Source organism: Bradyrhizobium sp. SZCCHNRI3043 (genome assembly GCF_032377735.1).
Lineage (GTDB): Bacteria > Pseudomonadota > Alphaproteobacteria > Rhizobiales > Xanthobacteraceae > Bradyrhizobium.
Genome location: NZ_JAUHID010000012.1, coordinates 160,162 through 174,376, shown reverse-complemented (window position 1 = coordinate 174,376; position 14,215 = coordinate 160,162). Strand labels below are relative to the sequence as shown.

At 65.7% G+C, this 14,215-nt stretch carries 12 protein-coding genes; 7 read left to right on the top strand and 5 right to left on the bottom strand.

The window, feature by feature from the left end; all coding sequences use genetic code 11:
• The 3 genes from QX124_RS22595 to QX124_RS22585 form a co-directional block, all read right to left on the bottom strand.
• The coding region (locus QX124_RS22595; protein ID WP_315798317.1) for a glutathione S-transferase family protein at positions 1–509 on the bottom strand (509 nt) is incomplete at its 3' end.
• A 30-nt stretch (positions 510–539) separates the two neighbouring features.
• On the bottom strand, positions 540–1,025 hold the full coding sequence (locus QX124_RS22590) for an SRPBCC family protein (RefSeq protein WP_315798316.1): 486 nt from the start codon (positions 1,023–1,025) through the stop codon (positions 540–542).
• Positions 1,018–1,347, bottom strand: coding sequence for a metalloregulator ArsR/SmtB family transcription factor (locus QX124_RS22585; RefSeq protein WP_315737475.1), 330 nt, complete (start codon positions 1,345–1,347; stop codon positions 1,018–1,020). The genes QX124_RS22590 and QX124_RS22585 overlap by 8 nt, the downstream gene beginning before the upstream one ends.
• A gap of 216 nt (positions 1,348–1,563) precedes the next feature.
• Between QX124_RS22585 and QX124_RS22580 the strand changes: the two genes are divergently transcribed.
• Positions 1,564–2,967, top strand: a complete 1,404-nt coding sequence (locus QX124_RS22580) for a methyl-accepting chemotaxis protein (RefSeq protein WP_315798315.1) — start codon at positions 1,564–1,566, stop codon at positions 2,965–2,967.
• A 327-nt stretch (positions 2,968–3,294) separates the two neighbouring features.
• Here QX124_RS22580 and QX124_RS22575 read toward each other — a convergent pair whose 3' ends face one another.
• Positions 3,295–4,908: an ABC transporter substrate-binding protein gene (locus tag QX124_RS22575; protein ID WP_315798314.1), complete on the bottom strand. Its 1,614-nt coding sequence runs from the start codon at positions 4,906–4,908 to the stop codon at positions 3,295–3,297.
• Positions 4,909–5,169: 261 nt separating this feature from the next.
• On the opposite strand from QX124_RS22575, the gene QX124_RS22570 reads away from it, so the two are divergent.
• A complete protein-coding gene (locus QX124_RS22570) occupies positions 5,170–5,313 on the top strand; it encodes a hypothetical protein (RefSeq protein WP_315780679.1) in 144 nt (47 codons plus the stop codon).
• Between the two features lie 101 nt (positions 5,314–5,414).
• Here QX124_RS22570 and QX124_RS22565 read toward each other — a convergent pair whose 3' ends face one another.
• Positions 5,415–7,028 (bottom strand): ABC transporter substrate-binding protein, encoded by a 1,614-nt coding sequence (locus QX124_RS22565; RefSeq protein WP_315798313.1) that lies wholly within the window; start codon positions 7,026–7,028, stop codon positions 5,415–5,417.
• Between the two features lie 269 nt (positions 7,029–7,297).
• On the opposite strand from QX124_RS22565, the gene QX124_RS22560 reads away from it, so the two are divergent.
• From QX124_RS22560 to QX124_RS22540, 5 genes are all read left to right on the top strand, one after another.
• Positions 7,298–8,428, top strand: a complete 1,131-nt coding sequence (locus QX124_RS22560; protein WP_315798312.1) for a M20/M25/M40 family metallo-hydrolase — start codon at positions 7,298–7,300, stop codon at positions 8,426–8,428.
• A 411-nt stretch (positions 8,429–8,839) separates the two neighbouring features.
• Complete coding sequence (locus QX124_RS22555; protein WP_315776713.1) at positions 8,840–9,781, top strand: ABC transporter permease; 942 nt, start codon at positions 8,840–8,842, stop codon at positions 9,779–9,781.
• 12 nt (positions 9,782–9,793) lie between these two features.
• The gene (locus tag QX124_RS22550; protein ID WP_315714711.1) at positions 9,794–10,684 is read left to right on the top strand and encodes an ABC transporter permease; all 891 of its coding nucleotides are present in this window, start codon (positions 9,794–9,796) and stop codon (positions 10,682–10,684) included.
• Positions 10,685–10,795: 111 nt separating this feature from the next.
• Positions 10,796–12,442 (top strand): ABC transporter ATP-binding protein, encoded by a 1,647-nt coding sequence (locus QX124_RS22545; protein ID WP_315737468.1) that lies wholly within the window; start codon positions 10,796–10,798, stop codon positions 12,440–12,442.
• A gap of 267 nt (positions 12,443–12,709) precedes the next feature.
• Positions 12,710–14,209 (top strand): M81 family metallopeptidase, encoded by a 1,500-nt coding sequence (locus QX124_RS22540; protein WP_315798311.1) that lies wholly within the window; start codon positions 12,710–12,712, stop codon positions 14,207–14,209.
• Positions 14,210–14,215 lie beyond the last annotated feature (6 nt).

The window sequence follows — 14,215 nt, the reverse complement described above, 5'->3', positions numbered from 1 at the left end:
GGCGCGGCCTGCAGATCCGCCAGTGACAGATGGTCGCCGACCATGAACGGCTGCTCGCCGAGCAGCCGCGACAACTCGGCGATGACGGCTCTCGCCTGCGGCATCGCGCGTGCGATCGCGGCTTCGTCGGTGGTCGTGCCGAAGAATTGCGGGCCGACGATGCGCTGGAAGATGATGACGTTGCAGACGCCCTGGAACAGGTACCAGTCGCTGATGTTCATCACCTGGTCCATACGCGCGGCCTGCCTGACGTCCGCGGGCGTCAGGGCCGGCTCGGGCAGCATGCGGTCGAGATAGCGCAGGATCGCCTGGGTCTCGTACAACACGAAGCCGTCATGCTCGAGCACCGGCACGCGCCCGAAGGGATGACGCGCCAGATGCGCCGCTCCCTTGGAGTCCCCCGGCGCCAGCGCGGCGAGCCGATACGGCGCGCCCTTCTCCTCCAGCGCGATCAGCACGCTGCGCCCGAACGGGCTTCCCGGCACGGAATGGACCACGAACTCGGACATCACGGTCTCCCCACTCTTATGATGATTTGCTCACGATGACGTCGGCGACCGCTCGGCCTCGGCCACGAAACGCTGCAGCAGCCCCGGCCAGCCGCCTTCGACGTCCCGCCGCATCGATGCGCCCGCCTCGCTGCCCATGGTTTCGAACTTGTGGTGCAAAAGCTCGACGCGGGTCACGTCCGCGCCTTCGACGACGAATTGCACATCGACCTCCGAGCGCATCGCCGCGTTCGGCTTCCACTGCGCATCGATCTGCCACAGCATGACGAAGCGATGCGGCGGCTCCCATAGCGTGATGGTCGCGACCGTGGTCGCCGTGCCGTCCTCGGCGATCTCGAGCCAGCGGCCGCCGAGCTTCGGCTCCAGCAGCACCTTCTCGATCGGCTTGCGGCCGACCCCATACGTATGCGGCCACCAGCGCGTCAGGCCGCGCGTGAAAACGTCGAACGCATGGTCGATCGGCGCCCGGACATGGACGAGCTTCCGAACCGGCGCGATCACGGCACCCTCACTCATCGATCCTCCCTTTCGTCTGCCGATGCGTGCGCTCCGCCTCGATCTTGAAGGCGAGCAGTGCGTCGTCCCAGAAGCTGTCGAGCCAGTCGCGGAGCTCGGCCAGCCCCTCACGGCGCAACGAGTAGATGCGCCGCACGCCTTCGCTGCGCTCCTCGACCAGCCCGGCATCCTTCAGCACCTTCAGATGCTGCGATACTGCCGGCCGCGACACCGGCATCCCGGCCGCAATCGCATGGACCGGGCGCGGCCCGCCGCGCAGCCGCTCGAGCACTTCCCGCCGCGTCGGGTCCGCCAACACGTTCAGCGCCGTTCCGTAAGCCATAGCTTACTGTAAGCTGCGACTTACATAATGGTCAAGGGCGGCAGGTCGGGGAACGCGAGAGCCTGATCCAGCAGATCTCGCCACCACCGGTTGCAGGAAGAAACCCGCCATTAACCACAACCGACGAGGGTGGAACCAACGGCCGCCGGCGTCCGGGCCGGTCACTGCGTGTGACCTCGCTCAGGCCAGCCGGGCTCGCCATCAATGAGAGGCACGATGCTGGGATTCCGCCGAAAGAACGAACCATCGGACGCCCCGCTTGCGTCCAACACCTCTGCACACGACGCCTTCCAGGACGCGCTGGCGCAATGCCTCGGCGACTGGGCGGACGGCAAGCTCAATCGCGATGTCGCAGGCGTCGATGCTGCCGCGCTGCACGCCAAGCTCAAGCCGCAACTGATCGAGGCCATCCATCGTCTCGGCACCGCGCTCGCGGCCCGCGCGTCGCAGGATCTCGATTCGGTCGTCGACCTCTGCATCAACAGCAGCGAAGCCTCGATCAGCGCGGCGCGCCTGATCGGCGCCTCCAACAATCAGTCCGAACGCTGCCAGAGTCTCGCTTCCGCATCGGTCGAGATGCAGGCCTCCGTACACTCCATCCGGTCGACGTCGACCGAAGCCGCCGCCGAGGCCGCCGCGACGCGCCAGGCCGTCGAGAACAGCGTGACCGCGGTACAACGGACGTTGCAGACGATGAACGGCATCGCCAGCTCCGTGCGCGACACCTCGGCGAAGATCGCCGATCTCAGCGCCGCCTCCGCCGAGATCGGATCCATCGTCGGCACCATCGACGCGATCGCCAACCAGACCAACCTGCTGGCGCTCAATGCCACCATCGAGGCGGCGCGCGCCGGCGAATTCGGCAGGGGCTTCGCGGTGGTCGCAGCCGAGGTCAAGAACCTGTCGCAGCAGACGACCAAGGCGACCGAGGACATCAAGGGCCGCATCGAGCGGCTGCAAGCCGAGATGAGCGGCATCGTCGAGGCCATGGCCGGCGGCGCCAAGGCGGTCGAGGTCGGCATGTCCGAGATGAACGATCTGGCGCAGGCGATCGATCAGGCCGGCACCCGGACCGCGGTGGTCAGCACCAAGATGGACGAGATCTCCGGCATTCTCGCCGAGCAGTCCGCCGCGACCGACGAGGTCGCGCAGGGCATCACCATCATCGCCGATCTCGCGACCGCCAATGCCAACGAGGTGATGTCGCTCGCGGACACCATGGGCAAGACGGACGCGAAGGTCGGCAAGATGCTGGGCGAGATCGCCAAGCTCTCGCTCGACAACCAGGTGGTGAGACTGGCCAAGGCCGACCACGTGATCTGGAAGAAGCGGCTGGTCGACATGTCGGTCGGCCGCCTGCAACTTCGCGCCGACGAGCTCTCCGATCATCACACGTGCCGGCTCGGCAAATGGTACTATGGCGAAGGCGGCCAGCGTCTGGCCGGCGATCCGGCATTTCGCAACCTCGAACGCCCTCACGAGGCGGTGCATCGCCACGGCAAGGAAGCCGCGCGCCTGTTCAGCTCAGGGCGCATCGATGAAGCACTCAACGAGATCGGCAAGGTCGAGGTCGCTTCCAGCGAGGTGTTGGCGGCGCTGGACGAGATCAGGGCCTCATAGCTACGAGGCTGCTGCCGACGTCAGGTCACTCCATCCGCGCGTCATTCCGGGGCGTGCGCAGCATGAGCCCGGAATCCATAGCCACAGGACAGAGCGTGGTGCGAGATGGCCGTGGCGCTTGTCTTCGCCACATGACGGCGCGTGGATATGGATTCCGGGCTCATCGCTGCGCGATGCCCCGGAATAACGGCGAGAGAGTCGACCCCGTCGGCAGTCGCGTAGCCTGGATGAGCGCAGCGACATCCGGGTCTCCTCCACAGCGCGTTTGAACCCGGATGTCGCTATCGCTCATCCGGGCTACGGCTACGGGCCGCGGCCGACATCTCGTCACTCGCTCTTGTCGACGTTCCAGAACACCGGCACGGCCTGCCCTTCCAGGACGCCGGTGATCGATTTGCGCCAAGCGCTCGGCATGAACCATTGGCCGAGCGGCACGTAGATCACCTGGTCGTACACCTCCTGCTGAATCTGGGCGGCGATCCGCTTCTGGTCCTCCGGCTTCGTGGCCTTGGCGAAGGCGTCGCGCAGCTCCTCCATCTTGGGATCGTCGGGCCAGCCGAACGGGCTCTTCTGGCCGCGTGCGCCGACGAAGGTGCTGCCGATCGGATTGCCGGAGTCGGCGATCACCGAGTTGGTGAAGAACATGTTCCAGCCGCCCTCCTTGGGCGGCTTCTGGCTGGCACGCCGCGTCACCACGGTCTGCCAGTCCGTCGTCTGCAGATCGACCTTGAAGCCGGCCTCGCGCAACAGCTGCGCGGCGACCACCGGCTGCGCCTTCAGGGTGATCGCATCGCCCGGCGCGAGGATCACGACGGGCGTACCGTCGTAGCCGGCCTCGGCCAGCAGCTTCTTGGCCTGCTCCATGCCGTTGCCCTTCACCAGCGTCTCCGAGCCGATGTCGGATTCGAGCGGCGTGCCGCAGCCGAACACGGCGCCGCAGATCGTGTAGTACTTGGCGTTGCCGACGAGCGCGTCGAGCACATCCTTCTGGTTCAGCGCCAGGAACGCCGCACGGCGGATCTTCACATTGTCGAACGGCGGAAACAGGAAGTTCATGCGTCCCAGGGTCTGGTAGCCGAACTTGTTCAGCACGTTCATCGAAAGATCGGGATTAGCGGCGAGCACCGGCTCGAGGTCGAGCGGCGGGAATTCCATGAAGTCGATGTCGCCCGCCTGCAGCGCGTTGACCGCGGTCTGCGCATCGGGCATCGAGACCCACTCGACGCGGTCGACCTTCACCACCTTGCCGCCGGCCGTCCAGCTCGGCGGCTCCTTGCGCGGCACGTAGTCGGTGTTCTTCTCATAGACCGCCTTCACGCCCGGCTGGAATTCAGCCTTCACGAACTTGAACGGTCCGGAGCCGATCTGCTCTGAAATCTGCTGGTTCGCGGGCGTCTCGGCGAGACGCTTCGGCATCATGAACGGCACGTAGGAGGACGGCTTGCCGATCGACTCCAGCACCAGGCCGTAAGGCTCCTTCAGCTTCAAGGTGATGGTCTTGGCATCGGTGGCCTCCAGCGAGGCCGTGGCCTCCATCAGCTTCTGGCCCATGCTGTCGTTGCGGCTCCAGCGCTTCAGCGAAGCGACGCAGTCCTCGGCGGTGACCGGCGCGCCGTCGTGCCACTTCAGGCCATCGCGCAAGGTGAAGGTGTAGGTCAGCTTGTCGTCCGAGACCTTCCACTCCGCCATCTGCGGCTGGACCTGAAACTTGGCGTCGGTCCCGAGCAAGGTGTCGTACACCATGTAGCCATGGTCGCGCGTGATGTAGGCCGGCGTGAACACGGGATCGATGACGCGCAGATCCGAATGCATCACCGCCGTGATCATCTTCTTGCCGGCGGCGAGGGCCTGGGTCGTCACGCCCGCCATCGACACGGCCATGACCGAGGCGACGAACCATGAAACGAGCGCGGATGAGGTCCGGCGCGAAGTATGTGACATGCGATCTCTCTTGGCGTGGCTTCCATCCGAGGGCCCTGATACCGATCAAGGCCTGACGAGGCGTCTTGCGTCGCGTCTGCAAACGCGGAGCAAAGAGTCTCGGCAAGGAGACTTGCAGCAGTTCCATCGCAGGTCAATCGCCATGGGCGCATGGGTCACCGCATCGCACGGATGCACATAGCGCGGCTGCGACGATGGCGTCCCGCCATCTGGAACTCGGCTGCACCTGGTCCGTTATGCGCACCAGCAAGGAGCTTGACGATGCCGAATGAAGTCACCGAACCGCGGGATAATGGCCGACGTCCGACCGCACCTATCCGCACCGGCAAGACGCCACCCCAGGATCAAATCAGCCCGCCCTTGATGGTCGACGGCCTGGAAGCGGTCCGCGATCCGCACTGCTGAAGCGCGGCTTATGCACAAGGCGAGCGCAAGAACAAAAGAGAGACGCGGCGAAGTCTCCGCTTCACCGCGTCTCTCGTTGCGTCACGAGTTCGGCGCGCGGCCTACTCGCTCTTGTCGACGTTCCAGAACACCGGCGTGGCCGGGCCGTCGAGCACTCCGGTCAGCGACTTCCGCCAGCCGCTCGGGAGCAAATACTGGCCGAGCGGGATGTAGATCACCTTCTCGTAGTTCTGCTTCTGGATCTCGGTGGCGATCTTCTTCTGCTCGTCCGGCGAGGAGGACCGCGCATAGGCGTCGCGCAGCTTCTCGATCTCGGCATCTTCGGCCCAGCCGAACCAGCCGCCCTTGGTGCCGCGGCCGCCGATCGACACGTTCGCCACGGGATTGGCGACGTCGGCGCCGACCCAGTTGGTGAAGAACATGTTCCAGCCGCCCTCCTTCACGGGCTTCTGGCTGGCCCGCCGTGTCACCACCGTCTGCCAGTCGGTGGCCTGCAGGTCGACCTTGAAGCCGGCCTCGCGCAACAGCTGCGCCGCCACCACGGGCTGCGCCTTCAAGGTGGTGACGTCGCCCGGCGCCATGATCGCGATCGGCGTGCCGTCATAGCCGGACTCGGCAAGTGCCTTCTTGGCTTCCGCCATGCCGTTGCCCTTGATCAGCGTCTCGGCGCCGACATCGGTCTCGAGCGGCGTGCCGCACACGAACACGGCGCCGCAGATCTTCTGATACTTGTCGTTGCCGACGAGCGCGTCGAGCACGTCCTTCTGGTTCAGCGCGAGGAAGGCCGCGCGGCGCACCTTCACGTTGTCGAACGGCGGGTTGAGGAAGTTCATGCGGCCGAGCGTCTGGTAGCCGAACTTGTTCAGCACGTCGATCTTGAGCTCGGAGTTCGACTCCAGCACCGGCAGCATGTCGTAGGGAAGGTTCTCCATGAAGTCGATGTCGCCCGATTGCAGCGCGTTCACCGCGGTCTGTGCGTCCGGCATCGTGATCCACTCGACGCGGTCGACCTTCACCACCTTGCCGCCGGACGTCCAGCTCGCCGGCTCCTTGCGCGGCACGTAGTCGGTGTTCTTCTCGTACACCGCCTTCACGCCCGGCTGGAATTCCGCCTTGACGAATTTGAACGGGCCCGAGCCGATCTGCTCGGGAATCTGCTGGCCCTGCGGCGTCTCGGCGAGACGCTTCGGCATCATGAACGGCACCAGCGAGGACGGCTTGGCGATCGACTCCAGGACGAGTCCATAGGGCTCCTTCAACTTGAGCACGATGGTCTTGGCATCGGGCGCCTCCAGGCTCGCCGTGAAGTCCATCAGCTTCTGGCCCATGCCGTCGTTGCGGCCCCAGCGCTTCAGCGAAGCAACGCAGTCCTCGGCGGTCACCGGCGTGCCGTCATGCCATTTCAGGCCGTCGCGCAGGGTGAAGGTGTAAGTCAGCTTGTCGTCGGAGACCTTCCAGTCCGCCATCTGCGGCTGGACCTTGAAATTCGAATCGGTCGCCAGCAGCGTGTCGTAAACCATGTAGCCATGGTCACGGGTGATGTAGGCCGTCGTGAATCCGGGATCGATGACGCGCAGATCCGAATGCATCACCGCCGTGATCGTCTTCTTGCCGGCTGCGATGGCCTGGGTGCTCAGCGCCGTCGAGAGCGAAAGCACGGAAACGGCGAGGCTCGTCGCGAGCGTCAGACGTTTCCAGCGCGGGCTGTGGAACATTACGAGGTCTCCTGAGTGGATGGTTTGACCTGAAACTGATCAGATCCAGATCATTCGTTGGGCGTGCAGATCAATCCTTGTGCGAACTAACATGCTGTAAGTCGCAAGCTTTCGACAGTTGCAGAGGTCGCCTTTCGCGTCAATCCGCATTCAGCGCATGCGGCCCGTGGCTGACAATGCCGTTAACGTCTGCATAGCTTTCGCTTTACAAAGCGCGCCCGCCTGCGTCTCGTATCATGAGATCGCGACAATGCCTTGAGAGAGCACCAATGAATCCAGCCCATCTTCCCTTTGATACCGAAATCATGCTGCAGGGCTTGCGCGGCTGGGTCGAGTGCGAAAGTCCGACCTGGGACGCCGCCGCGGTGGAGCGCATGCTGGATCTTGCCGCGCGCGACATGGCGATCCTGGGTGCGACGATCGAGCGCATCGCCGGGCGCCAGGGCTTCGCCGGCTGCGTGCGCGCCCGATTCCCGCACCCGCGGCAGGGTGAGCCCGGCATCCTGATCGCCGGCCACATGGATACCGTTCACCCCGTCGGCACGCTGGCCAAGCTGCCTTGGCGCCGCGAGGGCAACAAATGCTATGGGCCCGGCATCTGCGACATGAAGGGCGGCAACTATCTCACGCTGGAAGCGATCCGCCAGCTGATCAAGGCCTCCATTGCGACGCCGCTGCCGATCACCATCCTGTTCACGCCGGACGAGGAGGTCGGAACGCCCTCGACCCGCGACATCATCGAAGCCGAGGCGCAGCGCAACAAATACGTGCTGGTGCCCGAGCCGGGCCGTCAGGACAATGGCGTGGTGACCGGCCGCTACGCCATCGCCCGCTTCAATCTCGAGGCGATCGGGCGCCCGAGCCATGCCGGCGCGCGGCTCGGCGCGGGTCGTTCCGCCATCCGGGAAATGGCGCGACAGATCCTCGCCATCGACGGCATGACAACGGAGGACTGCACCTTCTCCGTCGGCATCGTTCATGGTGGCCAGTGGGTCAACTGCGTCGCCACCACCGCCACCGGCGAAGCGCTCAGCATGGCGAAACGGCAGGCCGACCTCGATCGCGGCGTGGAGCGCATGCTGTCTCTGTCCGGCACCACCGACGACGTGACCTTCAAGGTGACGCGCGGCGTGACGCGGCCGGTGTGGGAGCCGGATTCCGGAACCATGGCGCTGTACGAGAAGGCGCGCGGCATCGCCGAGCAGCTCGGCATGGCGTTGCCGCACGGCTCGGCAGGCGGCGGCTCGGACGGCAACTTCACCGGCGCGCTCGGCATTCCGACCCTCGATGGCCTCGGGGTGCGCGGCACCGACATGCACACCCTGAACGAGCACATCGAGATCGACAGCCTTGCCGAGCGTGGCCGCCTGATGGCGGGGCTGCTCGCGACCCTGGCGTAGGATTGCCTCCGGGCAAGATCTCGTAGCCCGCATGAGCGCAGCGACATGCGGGGTCATCGCCGCAGCGCGCGAGACCCCGGGGTCGCTTCGCTCTCCCGGCTACGCACCGCCTGCTGCGCAGCAGCACGGTTTCATTTTCCGGGACCATGACGGTGAGTAGACAACGGCTCCACGGCGCGCGCATGATGGCATGCGGCTTGCAAAGTTTCCGCGCGAAGGTTCGCCGCAAAGTGCTGCGACTTTGTTCGCAAATGCGATGGTTCGCGCGGATCCCGAACACCGTGTCGTCGCGTGTGCATGAGCAGATGAGCGAACACCGGAGACCTTGAAAGCGATGGATATCGGTGACATGCACACTCTCTCACGACGTTGCGCGCGTCGCCCCAGCACCATGAAGGCGGTTCTCTCGAGATGATCGGTTATCTGCTTCGCCGCATCCTCGCATCCATCCCTGTGATGGGCGTGGTGGCGCTGTTCGTCTTTCTCCTGCTGCGGCTGACGCCGGGCGATCCCGCCGCGATTCTCGCCGGCGACAACGCGACCCCTGAGCAGCTCGAGCGCATCCGCGCCACGCTCGGACTGAACGAGCCGCTCTACATCCAGTTCTTCACCTGGATCAATCAGCTGCTGCATGGCGATCTCGGCGTATCGCTGATCTCGAAGGTGCCGGTGCTGCAGATGATCGGCCAGCGCATCGAGCCGTCGATCTCGGTCGCGATCTCGACCATCATCCTGTCGATTCTCGTCGCCGTCCCGCTCGGCGTCATCGCGGCCTGGAAGCACGGCACCTGGATCGATCGTTTCGTGATGGCGCTCTCGGTGATCGGCTTCTCGGTGCCGGTATTCGTCATCGGCTACATCCTGATCCAGTTGTTCGCGATCAACCTGCGCTGGGTCCCTGTCCAGGGCTTCAAGAGTCTCAGCGCCGGCTTCGGCCCGTTCTTCGAGCGCATCATCCTGCCGACCTGCGCATTGTCCTTCATCTACGTCGCGCTGATCGCGCGCATGACGCGCGCCGCGATGCTCGACGTGCTCGGCGAGGACTTCGTGCGCACCGCGCGCGCCAAGGGCGTCAGCGAGATCGCGGTGCTGTTGCGCCACGCGTTGCGAAATGCGGCCGTGCCCGTCATCACCGTGATCGGCTCCGGCTTCGCGCTGTTGATCTCCGGCGTCGTGGTCACCGAGAGCGTGTTCAACCTGCCCGGCATCGGCCGCCTCACCGTCGACGCCGTGCTGGCGCGCGACTATCCGGTCATCCAGGGCATGATCCTTCTCACCTCGTTCATCTATCTCGCGGTCAATCTCCTGATCGACCTCGCCTACACCCTGCTCGATCCACGCATCCGCTACTGAGGCCCTCATCCGATGGCGATCGTTACCACCCCTGAGCCGTCGATCCCGGTCACCACGCGACTGGGTCCCCGGTTCGGCTTTCTCACCTCGACCCCGATCATCGCCGTGGCGACCGTCTGCCTGTCGCTCATCGTGCTGATCTCGATCCTGGCACCGCTGCTGGCGCCGCACGATCCCGTGCTGCTCGCGCCAGCGCAGCGGCTCAAGCCGTCGAGCGCGCAACACCTGCTCGGCACCGACGCCTATGGCCGCGACCTGTTGTCGCGCACGATCTATGGCGGCCGCATCTCGCTTCTGGTCGGCGTCGGCGCCGCGATCATCTCGATCGCGATCGGACTCGTGATCGGCCTCGTCTCCGGCTTCTTCCGCTGGGTCGACGCCATCCTGATGCGCGTGATGGACGGCCTGATGGCGATCCCGAGCATCCTGCTCGCCATCGCCGTCGTCTCGCTGTCGGGCGCCAGCGTCGGCACCGTGATGATCGCGATCACCATCGTCGAGATCCCGCGCGTCGCGCGCCTGGTTCGCTCGGTCGTGCTGACGGCACGCGAGGAGCCCTATGTCGAAGCTGCGATTTCATTGGGCACGTCGATGCCCAAGATCATGTGGCGGCATCTGATGCCGAACACGATCGCGCCGCTGATCGTCCAGGGCACCTACATCTGCGCCGCCGCGATTCTCACCGAGGCGATCCTGTCGTTCCTCGGAGCAGGCATCAGCCCGGAAACGCCGACCTGGGGCAACATCATGGCCGAGGGCCGCTCCTACTTCCAGATCAAGCCATCGCTGATCTTCTGGCCAGGCCTGCTGCTGTCGATCGCCATCCTCTCGATCAACCTGATCGGCGATGCCGCGCGCGACGCGCTCGACCCGCGCATGAAGCAGCGCGAGGCCGGCAAGTGACAATGGTTTTTCGTCATCGCGAGCGAAGCGACGCGATCCAGGGGCCGCACCCGGAGCTCTGGATTGCTTCGTCGCTATCGCTCCTCGCAATGACGGTGGAGAAATGAACACATGACCGACACCATCCTCGACATCGACAATCTCGTCGTCACCGTCGGCAAGACGAAGAACCCGAACGGCCCGCGCATCATCGACGGCGTCTCGATCAAGGTCGAAAAGGGCGAGACGCTCTGCGTCGTCGGCGAAAGCGGCTCCGGCAAATCGGTGACGTCGCTGACCACGATGGGCCTGCTGCCGAAGAACGCGCTGCATGCCGTCGGCGGCAGCGTCAAGCTGGTCGGCGAAGAGTTGCTCACGGCGAGCGATCGCCGGCTGCGCGAGCTGCGCGCCACCCGGATGGCGATGATCTTCCAGGAGCCGATGACCGCGCTCAATCCAGTCGTGCCGGTGGGCCGCCAGATCGACGAGGTCCTGCGCGCGCATACGTCCCTCGATGCGCGCACGCGGCGCAAGCGCATCCTCGACATGATGGAGCAGGTCCACCTGCCCGACGTCGAGCGCATTTTCGGCTCCTACCCGCACCGCCTGTCGGGTGGCCAGCGCCAGCGCATCATGATCGCGATGGCGCTGGTGCTCGAGCCGAAACTCCTGATCGCCGACGAGCCGACCACCGCACTCGACGTCACCACGCAGAAGCAGATCCTCTCGCTGATCCGCGAGTTGCAGCGCGATCACGGCACCGCCGTGCTGTTCATCACCCACGACATGGGCGTCGTCGCCGAGATCGCCGACCGCGTCTCGGTGATGCGCCAGGGCCGCCTGGTCGAGACCGGCGCGCTCGACAAGATCCTGCGGGCGCCCGAGATGGACTACACGCGCAACCTGCTCGCTTCCGTGCCCAGCCTGATCCCGCGTCCGCCGCGGCCGGACAGCACCGAGCCGGTGGTGCTGGAGACCAACGAGCTCGGCAAGGTCTATCGCGAGCGTTCGTTCCTCGGCAAAGCGCGCGAAGTCGTCGCCGCGCAGAACGTCACGCTCACCCTGCGCAAGGGCCGCACGCTCGGCATCGTCGGCGAAAGCGGCTCCGGCAAGTCGACGGTGGCCCGCTGCATCGTCCGGCTGATCGATCCGACCTCCGGCGGCGTCCGTCTGGCCGGCCATGAGATCTCGATCCTGACCCGGCGGCTGCTGCAGCCGCATCGCAAGCGGATCCAGATCGTGTTCCAGGATCCCTACCGCTCGCTCAACCCGCGGCTGACCGTCGGTGAAAGCATCGCCGAGGGACCGGTCAACTACGGCACCTCGCATGACAAAGCGATGGCGCGGGCGCGCGAGCTGCTCGAGCTGGTCGGCCTGCCTGCGGACGCGATCTCACGCTACCCGCACCAGTTCTCCGGCGGCCAGCGCCAGCGCATCGCCATCGCCCGCGCGCTCGCGCTCGATCCCGACGTGCTGGTCGCGGATGAAGCGGTGTCTGCGCTCGACGTCTCGGTACAGGCGCAGGTGCTGGAGCTGCTCGACGAGATCCAGCGCCGGCTCGGCATCGCCATCCTGTTCATCACGCATGACCTGCGCGTTGCAGCGCAGATCTGCGACGACGTCGTCGTGATGCAGAAGGGGCGCATCGTCGAACAGGGTCCGGCCGGCGAGATCCTGACGCATCCGAAGGAAGCCTACACGCGCGCGCTGCTCGAAGCGGCGCCGGGACGGAACTGGGACTTCGCCAACTTCCGGCCGGTGTCGGAAGCAGTGGCGTAGCAACGCCACCACCGCCGTCGCGGCAAGCGGTGAAGCAATCCAGACTGGATATCTAGACGGATCCTGGATTGCTTCGCAGCGAAGCAATCCAGGCGGCCCGGGGACTCTGAACTGCGTCGCTGAGCCGGCAAGGACCCACGACGAGACGCCACCGCGCCAACGCGCCGTCATCGTGGCCCGCATGCAAAACGGCATCGCTCGATCGCTTGCGTGGGCCGCGATACGCGGTCTAACGTCATCGCACCACCAACAGCCTGAGGCGGAGTGATGACGCGCGTCGCGATCGGCGGCTTTCTGCACGAGACCAATACATTCGCACCGACGAAAGCGGACTACGACGCGTTCATGCATGGCGGCGGCCGCGCCTCGATCGCCGATGCGGCCTCCGTGCTCACGACGATGCGCGGCATCAATGCCGGCCAGGCCGGCTTCATGGCAGTCGCGGAATCCTACGGCTGGGACGTCGTGCCCACCATCGCCTGCGCGGCGAGTCCCTCGGCGCATGTCACCAGGGACGCGTTCGAGCGCATCACGACCGTGATGGTCGAGCGCATCAAGGCCGCCGGCCCGCTCGACGGCGTCTATCTCGATCTGCACGGCGCGATGGTGGCCGAGCATCTTGACGACGGCGAAGGCGAGATCCTGGCGCGCGTGCGCAAGGTCATCGGCCCGAACGTGCCGCTGGTCGCGAGCCTCGATCTGCATGCCAACGTCACGCCCGAGATGATGGCACATGCCGATGCGCTGATCGCCTACCGGAAATATCCGCACACCGACATGGCCGACACCGGCCGCGCCAGCGCGGAGCACCTCGCGCTGCTGCTGCGCGCGAAGGAGCCGCTGGCGAAGGCCTTCCGGCAATTGCCGTTCCTGATCCCGATCAGCTGGCAATGCACCAACGACCAGCCCACCAAAGGCATCTACGAGAAGCTTGCGGCGCTGCAGAGCGAGGCCGTGCCGACGCTGTCGTTCGCGCCCGGCTTTCCCGCCGCCGATTTCGCGCATTGCGGCCCGAGCGTGTTCGCCTATGGCCGGACGCAGGCCGACGCGGACGCCGCGGCGGATGCGATCGCGGCGATCGTCGCGGGCCACGAGGATGATTTCGACGGCCGCATCTACACGCCCGATGACGGCGTGCGTCATGCCATGACGCTGGCGCAGACGGCGACGCGTCCGATCGTGATCGCCGACACCCAGGACAATCCCGGCGCGGGCGGCGATTCCGATACGACCGGCATGCTGCGCGCGCTGGTGCGCAATCGCGCCAGCCGCGCCGCGATCGGCATGATCTACGATCCGCAAGCGGCGATCGCCGCGCATACGGCCGGCGAAGGGGCCACCGTGACGCTGTCGCTCGGCGGCAAGAGCGGCATTCCCGGCGATGCGCCGTTCGAGGAGAGCTTCATCGTCGAGAAAATCTCCGACGGCCGCTTCGTCGCACCCGGCCCGTTCTACGGCGGCCGCAAGATGGAAATGGGACCGTCAGCGTGCTTGCGCATTGGCGATGTCCGCGTCGTCGTGGCCTCGCACAAGTCCCAGCTCGCCGACCAGGAAATGTACCGCTTCGTCGGCATCGAGCCGACCGCGCAGGCGATTCTCGTCAACAAGAGCTCAGTGCATTTCCGCGCCGATTTCGAACCGATCGCGGAACATCTCCTGATCTGCGCCGCGCCCGGCGCGATGCCCGCCGATCCCTCCACTTTGCCCTGGACCAGCCTGCGTCCGGGCGTCCGCCTCAAGCCGAACGGTCCGGCGTTCAAAGCTTAAACCTCT